Source organism: Xanthomonas euvesicatoria (genome assembly GCF_013112235.1).
GTDB lineage: Bacteria > Pseudomonadota > Gammaproteobacteria > Xanthomonadales > Xanthomonadaceae > Xanthomonas > Xanthomonas euvesicatoria.
Map to the genome: position 1 here is coordinate 3,162,269 of NZ_JABFFS010000001.1, position 17,914 is coordinate 3,180,182.

Here is a 17,914-nt window from a genome sequence, read left to right on the forward strand (position 1 = left end):
CGCTACAGGGCCGGCACACGGGCGCGGAACGCGCTTGCAGGTGCGTCCTTGTCAGCCTCCACACCCAGCGTCCATGCCGCGTGGGGTTCGGCGACAGGGCGGGACGGCTAGCGTAACGGCCCCGGGCTCGGGCGCTTGGTCAGCTTGCGCTGCAGCGATCGGCGATGCATGCCCAGCAGCCGCGCGGCCGCCGACACGTTGCCGCCGGTTTCGTGCAGCGCCTGCTGGATGTGCTCCCACTGCAAGCGGCTGAGCGGCGTCATCATTTCCTGCGCGCTTTCTTCTTCGTCCGGCTCTGGCAACTCGTCATCCTCTTCGCCCAGCGCGCGCATGATGGTGGGAATATTGGCCGGCTTGGGCAGGTAGTCATCGGCGCCGAGTTTGATCGCCTCCACCGCCGTGGCGATGCTGGCGTAACCGGTGACCAGCAGGATGCGCATGTCGGTGCGGATCTCGCGCAGCGGCTGAATCAGGCTCAAACCGGAATCGTGGCCAAGCTTGAGATCGATCAACGCAAAGTCCGGCAACGCGCTGCGTGCCGTGGACAACGCGCTGGCCGCATCGGTGGCGGTGAGCGTTTCCACGCCGCGGCGTGCAAGGCTGCGTTGCAGCGTGCGCAGGTACAAGGTGTCGTCGTCGACCAGCAGGCCGGTACGAATCGGGGGACTTGTCATGCGAGTGCCTCGTGGTCGGAGAGGGGCAGACGGAAACCGACGCGCGCGCCGCTGCCTTCGGCGGGCAGCATCCACAACTCGCCCTGCAGGCGTTCGACAGTGGCATGCGAGAGCGCCAACCCCACGCCCATGCCGTCGTGCTTGCCGCTATTGAACAGCGTGCCCGGCAGCATCGCTTGCGCGGTGTCGAAGCCGGGTCCGTAGTCGCGTACTTCGCCGCTGAGATGGTCGTGTTCCACCCGCAGCGTCAGATCGATCTGCGGGCGCCCGACACGTTCGCCGGCATCGGCGGCGTTGTTGAGCAACACCATCAGCAGGTGGCTGACGCCAGGCTGCAGCATCAGGCGCATGGGCGCGTCCTCGTTGCGGCGCAGTTCGATGGTGGGGCGCACCAGGCGCCATTGTTCCAGCACTTCTTTCACGGCCACCTCGCGGCTCAGATGGCCGTTGTCGGCAGGTGCCGCCAAGGCCAGGACGCGTTCGTGGCACTGCACCAGCAGCTCGCGCAAGGTATCCAGGTCTTCGCGCAATTCGCCTTGCTCGCACTGGTCGGCGATGTCGTCCACCAGCAGGGTCATGGTGGCCAGCGGCGTGTTCAATTCGTGCGCCACCGATGCCGCGTGCGTGGCCAGCGCCACGATGCCTTCGTTGCGCGCAAAGCGCTCACGCAAGGTGGAGATCTCGCGTTCGCGCTCGCGCATCGAAAAAGCCAGCCGTGTCGCGAACGCCAGCACCACCACGGTGGACAGCAGGAAGTTGGCCGCCATGCCCCACATGTGCAGGCTGAGCGGGTCGAAGCCGCCATAGGGCAGCGGCAGCCCGAACGCTGCGCTGATCACATAGCCGGCCACGCACGATGCCGCCACCGCCATCGCCCAGCTCAGCGGCAGCGCCAATGCGGCCAGCGCAATCAGCACCAGGAACAACGAACCGAACGGGTTGGCGATGCCACCGCTCCAGCCCACCATCCAGGTCAGGACCGTCACGTCGACCAGGATGTGGCCGAACTCGGTGGCCGGGCTCACCGCGCCGCGGTGCGCCACACGCAGCTGCGCATACAGGTTGAAGACCGCCAACGCGGCTACGCCGGCCCATAGGGGTTGCTGCGGCAGGTTCAGGCCCATCAGCCCGGTGGCGACCAGGATGGTGGCGGCCTGGCCGGCGGTGGCCAGCCAGCGCAGGCTGCAGAGGGTCCGCAGGAAGGAAGCGTCGGAGCTGTTCATCACGGCAATGCTATGCGCTTGGGAAGATGGTGGCCTGCGACAAACCGTCGCATCGGCCTGGAGCGTGTGATGCACGTTGAGATGAGATGCGTTGGCCGCCCGCTGCGTTCCGCTGGCGGCCAACCCTCCGGGAAGCGTCCTGTGGCGCGCCGATACCGCGTTGCGCGCCTTGCCCAGGCGTCCATCCTGGGCCGCAGCGCACGCCCTGTCTCGACGCGCCACCGGACGCTTCGCACTCACCTCAACGTACATCACACGCTCTAGAGATCGGTGCGCCTCTCGCTTCAGCTGTGAGCGCACGGCGGACAGGCTAAAATAGCGCGATGCATGACGCCGTGACCCGCCCAACCCCTCCCGCCGACGCCACCGCCTGGCCGCGTCGCATCACCCAGGCCGTCAAGATCGGCAGCGTGACCGTGGGCGGGGGCCATCCGGTCGTCGTCCAGTCGATGACCAACACCGACACCGCCGACATCGCCGGCAGCGTCAAGCAGGTCGCCGATCTGTGGCGCGCCGGCTCGGAAATGGTGCGCCTGACCGTCAACAATGCCGAGTCCGCTGCCGCCATTCCGCGCATCGTCGACAAGCTGCGCATGATGGGCATCGAAGTGCCCTTGATCGGCGACTTCCATTACAACGGCCATCAACTGCTCGCTGCCGAGCCGGCCTGTGCCGAGGCACTGGCCAAGTACCGCATCAATCCGGGCAATGTCGGGTTCGGCAAGAAGAAGGATCTGCAGTTCGGTCAATTGATCGAGTTCGCCATCAAGTACGGCAAGCCGGTGCGCATTGGTGCCAACTGGGGCTCGCTGGACCAGTCGCTGGCAGCGCAGCTGATGGACGAAAATTCGCAACGCGACACCCCGTGGGACGCCGGCCGGGTGCTGCGCGAGGCGCTGATCCGCTCGGCGGTGGATTCGGCCGAGCGTGCGGTGGAGCTGGGCCTGCCGCGCGAGCGCATCATCCTGTCGGCCAAGGTGTCCGGCGTGCAGGAGCTGATCGCGGTGTACCGCGACATGGCCAGCCGCTGCGATTTCGCGCTGCATCTTGGCCTGACCGAGGCCGGTATCGGCAGCAAGGGCATCGTGGCCTCGGCGGCGGCACTGAGCGTGCTGCTGCAGGAAGGCATCGGCGACACCATCCGCATTTCGCTGACCCCCGAGCCTGGGCAGTCGCGCACCCAGGAAGTGATCGTCGCGCAGGAACTGCTGCAGACCACCGGCCAGCGTGCGTTTACCCCGATGGTTACCGCCTGCCCGGGTTGCGGCCGCACCACCTCCGAGTTCTTCCAGGAGCTGGCCGGCGTGGTGCAGAACCATGTGCGCGCCAAGATGCCGGAATGGAAGATCACCAACCCCGGCGCCGAAAACATGACCCTGGCGGTGATGGGCTGCGTGGTCAACGGGCCGGGCGAATCGCGCCACGCCAATATCGGGATTTCGCTGCCGGGTACGGGCGAGGCACCATCGGCACCGGTGTTCATCGATGGCGAAAAGAGCGTCACCTTGCGCGGCGAAAACATCGCCTACGAATTCATTGAATTGATCGATCAATACGTCGAACGTACCTATGTCCGCCGCGCCGGCTGAATCGCCGGCCGGGTTCAAGGGATGGTTGCGTAGCAATGCGTGGCGCATGGCGTTGCTGTTTGCCGGGGTGCTGCTGCCGCTCGGGCTGTTCGTGGACCTGGCCGATGAGGTCCACGCGCTGGAAAATGTCTACTTCGACGAGCCGCTGCTGTGGAGCATGCGCAGCATCGCCACGCCCGGCCTGGATGCGTTCTTTGGTGCGATCTCCAAGGCGGGCTACCAGTACGGCGTGATTCCGGCCGATATCGCCATCGTGCTGGTGTTGCTGGTCTTGCAGCGCTGGCGCGAGGGCACGTTTGCCGCGCTGGGATTCGGCGGCTCGGCGCTGTTGAACATGGGCGCCAAGCAGTTTTTCCAGCGCGACCGCCCCAGCTTGTGGGAATCGATCGCGCCGGAGAGCACGTTCAGTTTTCCCAGCGGCCACGCGATGGGCTCGATGACATTGGCAGCGGTGGTCATCGCGCTGGCCTGGAACACGCGCTGGCGCTGGCCGGTGACAATTGTCGCCAGCGTGTTCGCGCTGCTGGTGGGCATCTCGCGCATCTACCTGGGCGTGCATTACCCGTCCGACATCCTGGGCGGCTGGTCGGCCGCGCTGGTATGGGTGGTCGGGCTGTATCTGGTGATGTTCCGCGGCGCGCGGCGGCCGCATTGGCGCACGCCGGCTGGAGCGGTGGCGGAGCAGCCCGGGCGCGTGCCGTTTGCCGATTAACCGCGGCCGATCCGCTCCCGTTGCGATAACCGGGCGCCAACCATGGCGCCGATGGAAGCCAGCAAGATGACGTAGTACGCCGGCCCCATCGGGTGCTGCTTGAGCAGCATCACCACCAGCAGCGGAGTCAGGCCGCCGAATACGGCATAGCCCAGGTTGTAGGCGAACGACACGCCGGATAGCCGAACCACCGGTGGAAACGCCTCGACCATCACGCGCGGAATCGCACCCAGCACGCCCAGCGCAGCGCCGAGCAGGGCATAGAGCGGAAACAGCAGGCGCGGGTCGCCCGCAAAGCGGTAGAACAGCCATGCGCTGATACCCAGAAGCACGCTGCCGGCCAGCAGCACACGCCCGTTGCCCCAACGGTCCGAGAGTGCCCCGGCCACTACCGAGCCGATCGCCTGCAGCAGCACTGCCAGAAGATTGGCCTGCAATGCCACCGGTGCCGGATAGCCGTACGCACTCTGCAGCAGCGCGGGTGTCATCAGCGACACCACCAGCACTGCAACGGCGATCACCCAGGTCAGCCAGAGCGACATTGCCAGACTGCGCGGGTGATCGCGCAGCACCACCTTCAGTGGCGTCTCGCGCGCCAACGCGCGCATGGCGACCAGTTCGGCGAACACCGGCGTTTCATGCAGCCATCGCCGCAGGTACACCGACAGCAGGCCGAAGATGCCGCCGGCCAAAAACGGCAGGCGCCAGGCGTACTCGGCGATTTCCTCCGGAGAAAACGCACGATTCAGTGCGCCGGCACTCAGCGAACCAAGCAGCACGCCGGCAGCCAGGCCAGCGGTCAAGGTGCCGCAGGCCAGCCCTGTGCGCCGCGCGGGGACGTGCTCTGCCACGAACACCCACGCACTGGGCACTTCGCCACCGATGGCTGCGCCCTGCAGCAGGCGCATCGTCAACAGCAGCAGCGGCGCGGCCAGGCCGATCTGCGCGTAGGTCGGCAGCACGCCGATGGCCAGTGTGGGCAGCGCCATCAATCCGATGCTCAGCGCGAACATGCGCTTGCGACCAAGCAGATCGCCAAAATGCGCCATCACAATGCCGCCCAACGGCCGGATCAGGTAGCCGGCCGCAAAGATGCCGAATGTCTGCAGTTGCCGCGTCCACTCCGGAATGCCGGGCGGAAAGAACAGCTCGCCCAGCACCTTCGCGAAAAAAATGAAGATGATGAAGTCGTAGAACTCCAGCGCGCCGCCCAGCGCGGACAAGCCCAGGGTTCTGTAATCGCTGCGGGTGAGCTGCGTCGGTGGGGCATGGGTGGTCATGCAGTCGCATCCTGTCGCGGGTGGCGCGCATTGCCATTGAAGCCTGCTGATGCGCCGAGCAGGCAATGCTAGCTGCCGGGCGGGGCCGTCGCTACGCCGTTTCGCCAATCAATTGCCGATGGCACCCATCAGGCCTGGCGCAAACACGCCTGCGGGCTTCGGTTACCGCGCGCGTTCGGGCGTTCGCTGCGCATCAGCCGGATACGCTCGCGAGCGCCGCTGCCTCGGCGTGCAGTGCGGTGGTGTCGAACAACGGCAACTGTGCATCGGTGCTGTCCACCAGCAGCGAAATCTCGGTGCAGCCCAGGATGATCGCCTGCGCACCGTGCTGGCCGAGCTCGCCCATGACTTTGCAGAAGTATTCGCGCGATTCGGGCTTGATCACACCCTGGCAGAGTTCGTCGTAGATCACGCGATGCAGTTGTGCGCGTGCCTCCGCCGGCGGCACCAGCACGTCCAGGCCGCGTGCCTGCAGGCGCTGGCGATAGAACGGCTGCTCCATGGTGAAGCGCGTGCCGAGCAATCCGACCCGGCTGATGCCCGCTGCGACCAGCGCGTCGGCGGTGGCATCGGCGATATGCAGCAGCGGCAGTGGCGTCGCGGCGGTAATCGCGTCGGCAACGCAGTGCATGGTGTTGGTGCACAGCACGATGAAGTCGGCGCCTGCTGCCTGCAACGCACGCGCGGCTGCTGCCATCGCCTGGCCAGCGCCATCCCAATCGCCGGTGTGCTGCAGTCGCTCGATCTCGTGGAAATTGACGCTATACAGCAGCAGCTTCGCCGAATGCAGGCCGCCGCATGCATGGCGGACGCGCTGATTGATGATGCGGTAGTAGGGCAGCGTGGATTCCCAGCTCATTCCACCGATCAAACCGATTGTCTTGCTTGGAACCGGCATGCGAACTCCATGACACGACAGCGGATGAGGTTGCCAGAGCTACGCCACGCAGCGTGCGCTGCGCATGGGACTGGAGTGTATGTCGGCGTCCGGACCAGATGTATTCGCGATTATGCCCAGGCAGGTCGGGATGCCGGTTCACTCGCCAGGCTTGGCGCCTTCCACTGGTGCATGCGTAGCGGCGCGACGCGCCAGCACCGTTTCGCGATGGGCGATATAGACGTTGGCGCCGATGATGATGACCGCACCGACCACGGTATGGCGTTCGATCGCCTCGCCGAACAGCCACCAACCCAGCAACGCCACCAAAGGCAGTTGCATGAAACTGATCGGCTGCAACGCAGAGACTTCGCCCAGCTTGAGTGCGCGCGTCCAGAACAACTGTCCGGCGGTGCCGAAGATGCCGGTGGCCACCAGCCATACCCAGCCGATGCCCTGCGGCCAGTTCCATTGGAACAGCGCCGGAATCAGCGACATCGGCACCCAGAACACGTAGGTGTAGAAGACCACCGTGTCGGAGTCGTCGCTGCGCGAGAGCTGTTTGATCTGGATCGCGACGATGGCGCTGATGACCGCAGCCAACAGCGCAATCAGCAAGCCGGGCGTGAACGTGGACGAGCCTGGTCGCAGGATCACCAGGACGCCGATAAAACCCGCCGCCACCGCCAGCCAGCGCCGCAGCCGGACCTGCTCATGCAGCCACACCACGGCCAACACGGTGACGAATAAGGGCGTGGAGTAGGAGAGCGAGATGGCCTGCGACAGGGGCAGATGGCCGATCGCCCAAAACCCGCACAGCATCGAGGCCAGGCCGATCAAGGTGCGGGCGAAATACTGCGGCAATTGTCGCGTGCGCGGCAGCGGCTTGCCCGGCCGCACGATCAACGGCAACAACGCCAGCAACCCGAACGCATTGCGGAAAAATGCGATCTCGGTCGTCGCAATCGTGCTCGAGGCCAGGCGGATGGTGATTGCCATCAACCCGAAGGCGAAGGTACTGGTGAGCATCCACAGCGCGGCTCGCCGCGATACCTGTGCTGGGGTCACCAATGCGCCCCGATGATGCGCGGTTCCGGTTCCAGGATCACCGAATAGCGCTCGCGCACCGACTCGGCAATGCGCCGCGCGAAATCCAGCAACTGCGCGCCCGTGGCGGTGCCGTAATTGACCAGCACCAGCGCATGCTCGGGCGACACGCCGGCATCGCCCTCGCGCCTGCCCTTCCAGCCGCATTGCTCGATCAGCCAGGCGGCCGACAATTTGCCCTGGCCGGCATGCTCGCCCGGATACACCGGCATGTCGGCAAAGCTGGCCTGCAAGGCGGCAATCTGTTCGCTCGGCAGCAATGGGTTCTTGAAGAAGCTGCCCGCATTGCCCAGCACATCCGGGTCCGGCAACTTGCGGCGCCGGATGTTGATCACCGCCTGCGCCACATCGGCCGCGCCCGCCAGTTCGGCGCCCATGCGCGCCAGTTCCTCGCGAATGCCGGCGTAGTCCAGTCGCAGTTCGTGCAGCAGCGGTAGATTGAATTCCACCGCCACGATCAGATAACGCTCGGGCTGCTGCTTGAACACGCTGTCGCGGTAGCCGAACGCGCAGTCGGCCGCATCCAGCCGCACGAACTGCTGGCTATGCCGGTCGAAGGCTTCCACCACGTGGATGAAGTCGCCCACCTGCGCGCCGTACGCGCCGATGTTCTGGATCGGGCAGGCGCCCACGGTGCCCGGAATCAGTGCCAGATTTTCCAGCCCCGACAAGCCCTGCTGCAGCGAGTACAGCACCAGCGCATGCCAGTTCACGCCGGCGCCGGCCCGCACGATGGCGTGGTCGGCACGGTGCGCGATGATGGACGTCTGGCGGTTGTCGAAGCACAGCACGCAGCCGGGCGGATCGCCGGCCAGCAGGACATTGCTGCCGCTGCCCAGCACCAGCAACGGTTGTCCGGCGATCTCGGGCGCGGCCAATGCCTGCGGCAATGCCTCGGGCGCGTGGACGTTGAGCAACCAGCGCGCGGTGGCCTCCACATGGAAGGTGTTGAGCGCGCGCAGCGGCGCCTGTTCACTCAGCTGCCAGCCTGTGTGCACTGCATCGCTCATAACGGCGACACCGCACCGCCGCTGGGTGCTTCGCGACGGCGTCGGATGGCGTTGACGCATTCGCCGATGAGCTGCGGGCCGCGGTACACCAACCCGCTGTAGCACTGCACCAGGCTCGCACCGGCTGCCATCTTGGCCACCGCATCGGCGCCGGAGTTGATGCCGCCCACGCCAATCAACGGAATCGATTCGGGCAGGCGCGCGCGCAGGCGCCGCAGCACCAACGTGGATTGCCCCAGCAGCGGCGCGCCGGACAGACCGCCGGCTTCGGCAGCCAGCGGGTGATTGGCCACCAGCGTGCGCGTCACCGTGGTGTTGGTGGCGATCACGCCATCCACTGCCAGGTCGGCCAGCACGCGTGCGGCGGCATCGATGTCGCGGTCGTTGAGGTCCGGCGCCACCTTGACCAGCATCGGCACCCGTTTGCCGTGTTGCGCGCTTAGCGCTTCCTGGGTTTCGCGCAAGTCGGAAATCAGGCGGCGCAGCGATTGTTCTTCCTGCAACTCGCGCAAGCCTGCAGTATTGGGCGAGGAGATGTTGACCGTGATGTAGTCGGCCAGCGGATACACGCGCTCCATGCAGTAACGGTAGTCACTGGTGGCCTCCTCGTTGGGCGTGTCCTTGTTCTTGCCGATGTTGATGCCGAGCAGGCCTCCCGTGCGGCGTGCGCGCTGCACGTTGGCCACCAGCGCATCCACGCCCAGATTGTTGAAGCCCATGCGGTTGATCACCGCCTGGTATTCCGGCAATCGGAACATGCGTGGCTTCGGGTTGCCCTCCTGCGCGCGCGGCGTCACCGTGCCGATCTCGACAAAGCCGAAGCCTAGCGCAAACAACGCATCGATGTGCTCGCCGTTCTTGTCCAGCCCGGCACCCAGCCCGACCGGGTTGGGGAACATCAGGCCGAAGGCCGGAGTGGGCAGCGGCACCGGGCGCCTGGCCAGCAATGCCGTGGTGCCGGTGCGGTAGGCGGTGTCGATGGAGCGCAACGCCAGCGCGTGGGCGCGCTCGGCATCCAGGGAAAACAGGAAGGGGCGGGCAAGCGAATACATGCGGGTCAGTTCAATCTCCCGGCGAACACGCGGGTTTGGTATTGGAAGTCGATCAGCCCATCGTGGGCATACGCATCGAACAACGTGCGGAGTGCGGCGAGCATCGGGGCATGCCGTGGGTCGTGCGCAAGCGGGGCGTACGAGGACGACAGCAGGCGGCCGCGCAAGCTCTCGAAGTCCAGCCGCTGCACATTCGGAAAGCGCGCCATCGCGCAGAAGCCATCGCCGAACCACGCTTGCATGGTGGCATCGTCCTGATACCGCTCGGCCACTGCGGAATAGTCGGTGCCGTAATCCAGCAGCAACTGCTCGTAGCCGCGCAGGAACGCGGTGCTGTCCAGTTCGCGCGAATTCCAGTACACCACCGCCAGCCCGCCGGGCTGCAGGATGCGCGCCCATTCGGCGTGCACGGCCTGCATGTCGAACCAGTGGAAGGCCTGCGCCGCAGACACCAGGCCCACGCTGGCATCGGCCAGCCCGGTGGCTTCGGCGGTGCCGTCGATCGCCTGAAACTTGGGAAATTCCGCCAACCACTGCAGCGCCGCGTCACGCATGGCCTGGTTGGGCTCCACCGCCGTCACCGCATGCCCGGCTTCCAGAAACAGGCGGCTGGAAATGCCGGTGCCGGCGCCGATGTCGGCCACTGCCGTTGCGGGCGTCACGCCCAGTTCGTCATGCAGCCAACGCAGCAGCTGCGGCGGGTAACTGGGCCGGTAGCGCACATAGGCCGCTACGCGGTCGTTGAAGCGCTGGGCGGAGGAGGGCGTGGCCATGCTCAACTGTTGGCGGCCGCAAGCCAGGCCATGCCGCCAAAGAACAGCAGGAAAAACGCGATTCCCACCACCCAGAGCGCCACCGCCAGCCAGCCCATGATGAGGCCGCCGATGGCCAGGCCGTCGCCGTCCAGACCCTGGGGATTGCGGCGGATTTCCGCGCGGGCCAGATGCCCGGTAATGATGGCGCAGATGCTGCCCAGGAACGGGATCAGCGTCCAGCCGAGAATGCCCGCAACCAGGCTGACGATCGCCATGGCGCTGGTCTGTCGAACGACAACGTTCATCATGAACTCCTTGAAAGGCGGGCAGCCGAAGGCTGGCGTCGCATGATTATCCCAGAGCCGCCGGGCAAAAGGCGTGCCGTTTGCGGCCAAACGTCGTTGCGGGGCTGGTTTTGCGGGCGGGAGCGGCTGAAATGGCTGCTCGTGCGGGTAGGGCGTGGTCATGCCCGTCGAGACGCGTCCTGCCGGACGCTGGCTGTCGGTGGTGCCGAACGGGCGCCATGTGGCCCGGCGGGTTCAAGCCGGGCCGGTGCCACGGGGCGCCTGCGTTGTATCGCCGGCGGACGCTGCGCCCCGTGCAGAGGTGGCGTACGTTGCACAGAGCCGGATCGGCGAACGTCGCCTGCCGCCGCCGGCGCTTCCTGGCTGCCACTGCCGCTGCGATGGCGAGAACCACCGGATTGTGTGCGTCGGCTACGCAGCGCGGGCCGCTGCAACAGGCTCGTTGCGACCATGCGGCGCGCCGAGCATATGCCCGGCGCGCCATGCAATCTCGATCAAAGATCGAACTTGATGCCCTGCGCCAGGGGCAGCGAATCGGAGTAGTTGATGGTGTTGGTCTGACGACGCATATACACCTTCCACGCATCCGAGCCAGACTCGCGCCCGCCGCCGGTTTCCTTCTCGCCGCCGAACGCGCCACCGATCTCCGCACCCGAGGTGCCGATGTTGACGTTGGCGATACCGCAGTCGCTGCCTGCCGCCGACAGGAACTTCTCGGCGGCCTTGAGGTTCTGGGTGAAGATCGACGACGACAGGCCCTGCGGCACGCCGTTCTGCAGCTCGATCGCCTCATCCAGCGTGCTGTACTTCATCACGTACAGGATCGGCGCGAAGGTCTCGTGCTGCACCACTGCGTCGCTGTTCTGCAGCCCCGTGACAATGGCCGGCAGCACGAAGTTGCCCGGGCGATCGATCGCCGTGCCGCCCACTTCGACGGTGCCGCCGGCCGCCTTGGCCTTGGCGATCGAGTCCAGGAACTGCGCAACGGCGCCCTGGCTGTTGAGCGGGCCCATCAGGTTTGCCGGGTCGGTGGGGTCGCCGATCTTGCTGTCGAGCTGCTTGTACGCCTTGACCAGCGTCGCCAGCACGGTGTCATAGATGGAAGTGTGCACGATCAGGCGGCGCGTGGTGGTGCAGCGCTGCCCGGCAGTGCCGACGGCACCGAATACGATGCCCGGGATGGCCAGCTTCAGATCGGCGGTTTCGTCCAGGATGATGGCGTTGTTGCCGCCCAATTCCAGCAGGCAGCGGCCCAGGCGACGGGCGACTTTCTCTGCCACCACGCGGCCAATCTGGGTCGAACCGGTGAAGCTGATCAGCGGCACGCGGGTGTCTTCGACCAGCTTTTCCGACAGCGCCGTGCCGGCATCGTTGATCAGGAAGAAGATGTCCGGGAAGCCGGCGTCCTTCAGTGCCGCGTTGCAGATCTTCATCGTCGCGATCGCGGTCAGCGGCGTCTTGTTGGACGGCTTCCAGATGCAGATATCGCCGCAAATCGCCGCCAAAAACGCATTCCAGGCCCACACCGCCACCGGGAAGTTGAACGCGCTGATGATGCCCACCAGCCCCAGCGGCTGGTACTGCTCGTACATGCGGTGGCCGGGGCGCTCCGAATGCATGGTGTAGCCGTAGAGCATGCGGCTCTGGCCCACGGCAAAGTCAGCGATGTCGATCATCTCCTGCACTTCGCCGTCGCCTTCTGGCTTGCTCTTGCCCATTTCCAGCGCCACCAGCGAACCGAGCGCATCCTTGTGCGCACGCAGCGCCTCGCCGCACAGGCGCACGGCCTCACCGCGACGCGGCGCCGGCGTGGTACGCCACACCTTGAAGGCTGCCTGCGCGCGCTGGACGATCAGCTCGTAGTCTTCCGGCGTGGTGGCCTGCACCTCGGCGATCACCGCATTGGTGGTCGGATTGAGCGGCTGCAGCACCCCGGCGCCGGCGGCCTGCGACCAGGTCGCCTCGCCAAGATAGGTGCCGGAATTGGACGCAGCGAGGTCGAGCGCCTTGAGCAGGTCAGCGGACATGGGATCTCCTGGAAACAGTGGCGGTCACGGTGGCCGAGCCATCCGCAACACGGTAGCCGGCGATTTTAGCAGGCTCCGCCGGCCACCTACCGGCTTGGCAATCGCAACGATCGTGCGACAATGCCGCCCTTGGCCCCGTAGCTCAGCTGGATAGAGCGTCCCCCTCCTAAGGGGAAGGTCGCCCGTTCGAATCGGGCCGGGGTCACCAGCAATCGATGGCTGATGCGCAAGATGGCAGCACATTCGTAGGAGCGGTCGGCTGGCATCGAGCAAGTCAATCTCGCCTCGCCCAGATGGGCCACGGTATCCGGCAAGGTGCTGCTCTGGTCGAGGGCGCCGCCGCTGCCGCGCTTGCTCGCTCGAAGTTGATAGGCCATGCCGCCATGCACGAATGGCAATACCGAGCCCGACGTCGCAGCCGTTGGACATGATCGAACGCTCCAGTGCCGCAGCCTGATTTACCGCGCGGGCATTAACGCATGGGGCGGTCAATACCACCCAAGATAGAGCGTCGTGACGCCCCAGGTATCGACGAGTCCGTGTGCCAGGATGAGCGCCAACAGATTGCGGTTAGAGCGCAGATACGCATAGCCGAATGCTGCGCCGACGATACCCGTCAGCGCGATTCCCGAGATGCCTTGGCTCGCATGCATGGCGCCAAACACGACACCTCCGACAATGGCTGCGGTGAGGCGACCTAGACTGCTGCGCTTGAACAAGGCTTCCAGTTGATGCATCAAAAATGCCCGAAACACCAACTCCTCACCGATGGCTGCGCTGATCCATGCAGAGCCGATTAGCTGCAGTGCAGCCGGTGCGTTATGACGAAGCGCGCCATAGGCGCTGTAGTCGGTCTTCGTGCCTGTCAGGTAGTCGATGAGCGGCTGAAAGATTGGCGTGATGAGAGCGGTGACCAGCAGCACCAGGATAGCTGTCCACCCAACTGTTGGACCAAACCGTTGCCAGCTCAGGCCGCAGGCCCAACGGCTGCGGGTCTCTTGCCACACAAGTGCGGCCCCGATCAGGCCAACCGCTGGCATGCGCCAAGGAAAGGGCAGCCAAGGGAAGTAGGCGAGCGCCATCACCACGAAGATCATCGCCAGCCTGGCGAGTGGATGGCTTAGAACGGACGGGGCATTGCGACTAGCAAGAGCAGACCACTTTGATTGAGACATGTCGACCGGATACGTCACGGGCGTTTGATAGTAGCGAGCTGTCGGTCGGCAAGACCGTGCCAAACGACACGATGACTTTTCAGCACTTGTCTCAGCGCGGACTTGGTATATGCAAGATCGATGCGCACTCCGATCTTTTTTTTTTCAGTGATCTCGCCAGCTCTCAAATCGCTTGCCACAATTCCGCTTTATTGCCGTCCGGGTCGATGACCCAGGCAAACAGGCCGAATTCGGACTTCACAATCTTCTCTGACACGCGGCAGCCCGCAGCTTTGAGCTTGGCAATCAGCGACTCCAGGTCGTCGACCCGGTAATTCACGATGAACGGGGCGGTGGTGTTCTCGAATTGGGCGCTTGTTTCGTCCTGAACAGCCCAGGCCAATGCGTTTTCAGCGCCTTCCACACCCGCGCTGGTGTCGAACACTGTGCCTCCCCACGTTTGCACCTCGATCCCCAGCTGCGCCGCGTACCACCGTTGCAATCCAGGCGCGTCCTTGGATTTGATGATGATTCCGCCGATCCCTGTCACTCCGTGCATGTCTGATCCCTTGCCAGCCTTCGTCAGTGGATTGAATGGCAGGCAACGCTGCCAACCCTGATGGAAAATGCATTGCCCACGGGATCAAGATATAGCATCGTCACTGCCGCCACTTGTCGGATCTTGCGCACATGCCGATCAGCGAAACGGTGCCCCTTACCGTGGTCCAGAGCGTGAACCGTGCGCTGGACTACATCGAGGTCAACCTTGCCGGGCAGCTGTCGCTGTCTCTGATCGCAGGTGCGGCTTGTGTTTCGCCGTTCCATTTTCAGCGCATGTTTCGCGCCGTGATGGGCGAAACCCCGCATGCATTCGTGCTGCGCCGACGGCTGGAAAATGCGCTGGGCGATATTTCCCAAGGCAATCGTCAACCTTTGACAGACATCGCGTTGGGTCGGGGATTTTCGTCGTTATCGGATTTTTCCAGGAACTTCCGAAGACACTTTGGATGCTCTCCAAGAAAACTGGATCTGGAGACGTGCCTGGCCGGCCGTCGGCGTGCGCTGGACGACACCTTGGCAGGTGTATCGGGCCTCGGTGGTAGTGCTGCAGACGATGCACAGGAATTTTCGGTCACGCTGCGCGATCTCCCGGAGCGCACGGTCCAGTACCTTCGCGTGCACCGCCCCTTTGAGGAAGGCTCCGTCCAAGCAGCAGCCATGCGCTTGGTGGCATGGGCACGAGACGCCGGCGTCGAGCATCATCAGTGGTTGGGCTACCTCTGGGATCAACCTCGTCTGGCATCTGCAGGGGATTGCCGGTACGACGTCGCGGTGGAGGTCACGCATGGGCGTCATTGCGGTGAGATCGGCGTTTTCCGATTTCCACCCATGAAGGTGGCCGAGGTCGTGATACGGGGAGGACTGGCGCTGGAAATGCGCGCGTTTGGTTGGTTACGCGATACATGGCTGCCTGCCAGCGGATATCTGCCGAAAGACCTGCCAGCGTTCGAGGCATGGTTGGGTCTTCCTTACGCGCACGGTGCCGAGCATTTCGAATTGGCATGTCAAATTCCCATCCGTGTCCCAACTGCGCCGGGCGGATGGGATCAATGACAACGGACTGGGACACCCAGCTCTAGTGAGTCAGATTCAGAAGTGAATTCTTGAAGTTCACAGCGGTCCCAGCGGCCGCATCCTCACCACTTTTCAAGCCTGGCCAGCGGTTTTTGCCGCCGCTTGATCTGCAGCAAGCGGCGCGACGCCCAGCTCGCTGGGCATGAGGCTGTGCATTGTGCTGGCCCCTTGGTCGCGCGGGTTGGCAAGCAAGACTTGTTCGTAGATGGCTGGGGCGTCCGTGTAGATCTGCTGGCCGCGTCGTTGCTCGGTCTAGGCGAATGGGGTAAGCGGTGTGAAGGCACGATTCAGTGCAGGCCCAACTTCAGCGCGATGCGCCTGGGCCACGCATGCGGCGAACGAAGCGAACTAAAGTAGGCCGGCTGATCCCTCAGATCCAATGCGGCATTGCCCACTTCATCAAAATTCAACCAAGTGGCGACGCGCGTAGTCCTTCATATGCCTCACAGGACATCCGAGAGCGCATCCAATTGGCGGCACGATAGAAGACGTTGAGGCCAAAGGTGCTGGCTTTTTACGACATAACTCGGAGCCTTCACAATCAATGGATCCGTTTTTTTAGTGATTTTCATCACAAAACACTGACGCTCGGGTTTTTCTTACAGGGTTTCCCCGACACTACGCATTGACCGTTTTTTAACATTCCGTCACAGTCGCACCGCACTCAGCGTGCTCAAGGGTGGCGCCGCCGTTTTGGTGGCCAGGCACGCTGATGCGGGTGACGGCGTGCAGTATCGCGACCGCCGCACAGGGGGCATGACAGATGTGGATGCGATCGGCGCCCTTGGCGCTGGCGGTTTGCCTGTGGGCGGTGGCCGGGCTGGCGGCTGCACAACAGTCGGCACCGACAACGCTGGATCGGCAGGAGCAATTGCGCCAGGCCGAGGAGATTCAGCATCGCCAGGAACAGGAGCGCCAAGCGCCCTTTGCCGGCCCGCGCGAGGACGCCGACCGCGTGGACGCGCGCAGCACCGTGCTGCCCAAGGAAGACCTGTGTTTTTCGATCACCCGCTTGCGCCTGTCGGGCGCAGGCGATGATGCAACGCGCTTTGCGTGGTTATGGAAGTCTCTGCGCCGTTACCAAGGTCGCTGCATCGGGCGTGCCGGCATCGACATCATCCGGCGCCGCGCCTTGGATCAGTTGGTCGCACGCGGATTGGTCACCACGCGCATCGGCGTTCCGGAACAGGATCTGTCGCGTGGCGAACTCCGTTTGGAACTGCTGCCCGGCCGCTTGCGCGAGGTGCGCGTGGTGTCCGACACCGAAGGCGCGCACTGGAAAACGGCATTGCCGCTCCGCAGGGGGGACTTGCTGGATCTGCGTGCCATCGAGCAGGCGGTGGAGCAGTTCAAGCGTCTGCCGTCGCAGGACGCAAAGATCGACATCGCCCCGGGCGAAGCACCAGGCGAATCGGATCTGGTGATCACCCTGCAGCATGGGCGACGCTGGCGCGGTGTGGCTAACGCCGACGATTCCGGTGTGGAGGCTACCGGCCGTGTGCAAGGTGGGTTGGACGTTTCGCTGGATAACCCACTGGGGCTCAACGATCTGCTCAGCATTGGCTACAGCCATGACCTGGCCACGCGCGACGAAGAACGCGGCACACGCGGCAACAGCCTGAGTTACAACCTGCCTTGGGGATGGTGGACGTTCGCGCTGTCGGCATCGTCGTACCGCTATCACCAGCGCGTAGACGGTTTTTTACAGACCTTCCAGTCCAGTGGCGAGTCCAGCAATGCGCAGCTGGATATTCAGCGCGTGCTGCATCGCGACGGCACCAGCAAGACTTCGGCCGGTGTGGTGATTGGCCGGCGGCGTGCGCGCAGCTATCTGGATGGCGTGGAGATCGGCATCCAGCGCCGTGATACCAGCAGCGCGGAGTTCTACTTCACGCATCGGCGCTATCTGGGCGCGATGCAGCTGGACATGCGTCTGGCGCATCGGCGCGGCACCCCGTGGTTCAACAGCCAGTGGACCGGCTACGACCCGCAGATCGGCTTCCCGACGTTTCGCTATGCCGTGAGCACGCTGGACGTGAGCACGGCGCTGCCGTTCAAGCTGGGCCCCGTGCCGATGGCGTGGGAAAGCAGCCTGCGTGCACAGACCGCCGGCGAACTGCTACTGGGTTCCGAGTTCGTCACCATTGGTGGCCGTTACAGCGTGCGTGGTTTCGACGGTGAAGCGACGCTTGGCGCCGAAAAAGGCGCGTATTGGCGCAATACCTTGAGTTTCCCAGTGCAGCAGATTGGGTTGACCCCGTATCTGGGCCTGGACGCCGGCCGCATCGATGGCACCAGCGCCAGCGGGCTGCGCGGTCGCAGTTTGGTGGGCGGCGCGGTGGGCCTGCGTGGCGGTTGGTTCGGTGCCAGCGTCGATGCGTTTGCCGGTTGGGCGATCCACCGCCCCGATGGATTTGCAAGTGCGCAGCCGGCCTATGGCGTGCGTGTGATCTACCAGTTCTGACACGGATCGCGTCGCCAGCCGGCTACGCGTTTGTTGATTGATGACGCCAA

15 protein-coding genes, 1 tRNA gene and 1 pseudogene are annotated in these 17,914 nt (G+C 64.6%); 5 read left to right on the forward strand and 12 right to left on the reverse strand.

The genetic code is table 11. The features are described from left to right. Nucleotides 1-107: 107 nt before the first annotated feature. Nucleotides 108-674, reverse strand: a complete 567-nt coding sequence (locus HLH45_RS13750) for a response regulator transcription factor (protein ID WP_008571250.1) — start codon at nucleotides 672-674, stop codon at nucleotides 108-110. Next, nucleotides 671-1,897, reverse strand: coding sequence for an ATP-binding protein (locus tag HLH45_RS13755; RefSeq protein WP_008571249.1), 1,227 nt, complete (start codon nucleotides 1,895-1,897; stop codon nucleotides 671-673). Before HLH45_RS13755 ends, HLH45_RS13750 begins: the two co-directional genes overlap by 4 nt. A gap of 323 nt (nucleotides 1,898-2,220) precedes the next feature. Between HLH45_RS13755 and ispG the strand changes: the two genes are divergently transcribed. After that, nucleotides 2,221-3,486 carry a flavodoxin-dependent (E)-4-hydroxy-3-methylbut-2-enyl-diphosphate synthase gene (ispG, locus tag HLH45_RS13760; protein WP_008571248.1) on the forward strand — a complete coding sequence of 422 codons (1,266 nt, stop codon included), beginning with the start codon at nucleotides 2,221-2,223 and terminating at the stop codon, nucleotides 3,484-3,486. Then, entirely contained in the window at nucleotides 3,467-4,198 is a 732-nt protein-coding gene (locus HLH45_RS13765) for a phosphatase PAP2 family protein (RefSeq protein ID WP_008571247.1), read from the forward strand. The genes ispG and HLH45_RS13765 overlap by 20 nt, the downstream gene beginning before the upstream one ends. Here HLH45_RS13765 and HLH45_RS13770 read toward each other — a convergent pair. The 8 genes from HLH45_RS13770 to amaB all read right to left on the reverse strand — a co-directional run bounded on the left by HLH45_RS13770 (nucleotide 4,195) and on the right by amaB (nucleotide 12,611). Then, a complete protein-coding gene (locus HLH45_RS13770) occupies nucleotides 4,195-5,478 on the reverse strand; it encodes an MFS transporter (RefSeq protein ID WP_008571246.1) in 1,284 nt (427 codons plus the stop codon). The genes HLH45_RS13765 and HLH45_RS13770 overlap by 4 nt on opposite strands. Nucleotides 5,479-5,671: 193 nt before the next feature. After that, on the reverse strand, nucleotides 5,672-6,376 hold the full coding sequence (locus HLH45_RS13775) for an aspartate/glutamate racemase family protein (protein WP_033478412.1): 705 nt from the start codon (nucleotides 6,374-6,376) through the stop codon (nucleotides 5,672-5,674). A gap of 138 nt (nucleotides 6,377-6,514) precedes the next feature. Next, nucleotides 6,515-7,426, reverse strand: coding sequence for a DMT family transporter (locus HLH45_RS13780; RefSeq protein ID WP_033478411.1), 912 nt, complete (start codon nucleotides 7,424-7,426; stop codon nucleotides 6,515-6,517). After that, nucleotides 7,420-8,472 carry a UDP-N-acetylmuramate dehydrogenase gene (gene murB, locus HLH45_RS13785; protein ID WP_008571243.1) on the reverse strand — a complete coding sequence of 351 codons (1,053 nt, stop codon included), beginning with the start codon at nucleotides 8,470-8,472 and terminating at the stop codon, nucleotides 7,420-7,422. The genes HLH45_RS13780 and murB overlap by 7 nt, the downstream gene beginning before the upstream one ends. Then, on the reverse strand, nucleotides 8,469-9,524 hold the full coding sequence (locus tag HLH45_RS13790) for a quinone-dependent dihydroorotate dehydrogenase (protein ID WP_005923429.1): 1,056 nt from the start codon (nucleotides 9,522-9,524) through the stop codon (nucleotides 8,469-8,471). The genes murB and HLH45_RS13790 overlap by 4 nt, the downstream gene beginning before the upstream one ends. Nucleotides 9,525-9,529: 5 nt before the next feature. Further along, nucleotides 9,530-10,297, reverse strand: coding sequence for a class I SAM-dependent methyltransferase (locus HLH45_RS13795; protein WP_008571242.1), 768 nt, complete (start codon nucleotides 10,295-10,297; stop codon nucleotides 9,530-9,532). Between the two features lie 2 nt (nucleotides 10,298-10,299). Beyond that, on the reverse strand, nucleotides 10,300-10,584 hold the full coding sequence (locus HLH45_RS13800; RefSeq protein WP_011347158.1) for a DUF4190 domain-containing protein: 285 nt from the start codon (nucleotides 10,582-10,584) through the stop codon (nucleotides 10,300-10,302). Between the two features lie 494 nt (nucleotides 10,585-11,078). Continuing rightward, on the reverse strand, nucleotides 11,079-12,611 hold the full coding sequence (gene amaB / locus HLH45_RS13805; protein ID WP_008571240.1) for an L-piperidine-6-carboxylate dehydrogenase: 1,533 nt from the start codon (nucleotides 12,609-12,611) through the stop codon (nucleotides 11,079-11,081). A 131-nt stretch (nucleotides 12,612-12,742) separates the two neighbouring features. Between amaB and HLH45_RS13810 the strand changes: the two genes are divergently transcribed. Next, nucleotides 12,743-12,819: transfer RNA gene (locus tag HLH45_RS13810), tRNA-Arg, on the forward strand. A 280-nt stretch (nucleotides 12,820-13,099) separates the two neighbouring features. On the opposite strand, the gene HLH45_RS13815 is transcribed toward HLH45_RS13810, so the two are convergent. Together HLH45_RS13815 and HLH45_RS21805 are read right to left on the reverse strand one after the other, a co-directional pair. Then, entirely contained in the window at nucleotides 13,100-13,651 is a 552-nt protein-coding gene (locus HLH45_RS13815) for a CPBP family intramembrane glutamic endopeptidase (protein ID WP_029819254.1), read from the reverse strand. Nucleotides 13,652-13,949: 298 nt separating this feature from the next. Further along, nucleotides 13,950-14,590: pseudogene (locus tag HLH45_RS21805) on the reverse strand (VOC family protein). On the opposite strand from HLH45_RS21805, the gene HLH45_RS13825 reads away from it, so the two are divergent. After that, complete coding sequence (locus HLH45_RS13825; RefSeq protein ID WP_231503127.1) at nucleotides 14,498-15,379, forward strand: AraC family transcriptional regulator; 882 nt, start codon at nucleotides 14,498-14,500, stop codon at nucleotides 15,377-15,379. The pseudogene HLH45_RS21805 and the gene HLH45_RS13825 overlap by 93 nt on opposite strands. A 784-nt stretch (nucleotides 15,380-16,163) precedes the next feature. Continuing rightward, nucleotides 16,164-17,864: a ShlB/FhaC/HecB family hemolysin secretion/activation protein gene (locus HLH45_RS13830; protein WP_008573340.1), complete on the forward strand. Its 1,701-nt coding sequence runs from the start codon at nucleotides 16,164-16,166 to the stop codon at nucleotides 17,862-17,864. Nucleotides 17,865-17,914 lie beyond the last annotated feature (50 nt).

Coding starts and splice junctions, on each gene's coding strand:
- HLH45_RS13815 (WP_029819254.1), bottom strand. CDS start 13,651: ATGCCAGCGGTTGGCCTGATCGGGGCCGCACTTGTGTGGCAAGAGACC.
- HLH45_RS13830 (WP_008573340.1), top strand. CDS start 16,164: ATGTGGATGCGATCGGCGCCCTTGGCGCTGGCGGTTTGCCTGTGGGCG.
- amaB (WP_008571240.1), bottom strand. CDS start 12,611: ATGTCCGCTGACCTGCTCAAGGCGCTCGACCTCGCTGCGTCCAATTCC.
- HLH45_RS13800 (WP_011347158.1), bottom strand. CDS start 10,584: ATGAACGTTGTCGTTCGACAGACCAGCGCCATGGCGATCGTCAGCCTG.
- HLH45_RS13795 (WP_008571242.1), bottom strand. CDS start 10,297: ATGGCCACGCCCTCCTCCGCCCAGCGCTTCAACGACCGCGTAGCGGCC.
- HLH45_RS13750 (WP_008571250.1), bottom strand. CDS start 674: ATGACAAGTCCCCCGATTCGTACCGGCCTGCTGGTCGACGACGACACC.
- HLH45_RS13755 (WP_008571249.1), bottom strand. CDS start 1,897: ATGAACAGCTCCGACGCTTCCTTCCTGCGGACCCTCTGCAGCCTGCGC.
- HLH45_RS13770 (WP_008571246.1), bottom strand. CDS start 5,478: ATGACCACCCATGCCCCACCGACGCAGCTCACCCGCAGCGATTACAGA.
- HLH45_RS13775 (WP_033478412.1), bottom strand. CDS start 6,376: ATGCCGGTTCCAAGCAAGACAATCGGTTTGATCGGTGGAATGAGCTGG.
- HLH45_RS13790 (WP_005923429.1), bottom strand. CDS start 9,524: ATGTATTCGCTTGCCCGCCCCTTCCTGTTTTCCCTGGATGCCGAGCGC.
- ispG (WP_008571248.1), top strand. CDS start 2,221: ATGCATGACGCCGTGACCCGCCCAACCCCTCCCGCCGACGCCACCGCC.
- HLH45_RS13765 (WP_008571247.1), top strand. CDS start 3,467: ATGTCCGCCGCGCCGGCTGAATCGCCGGCCGGGTTCAAGGGATGGTTG.
- murB (WP_008571243.1), bottom strand. CDS start 8,472: ATGAGCGATGCAGTGCACACAGGCTGGCAGCTGAGTGAACAGGCGCCG.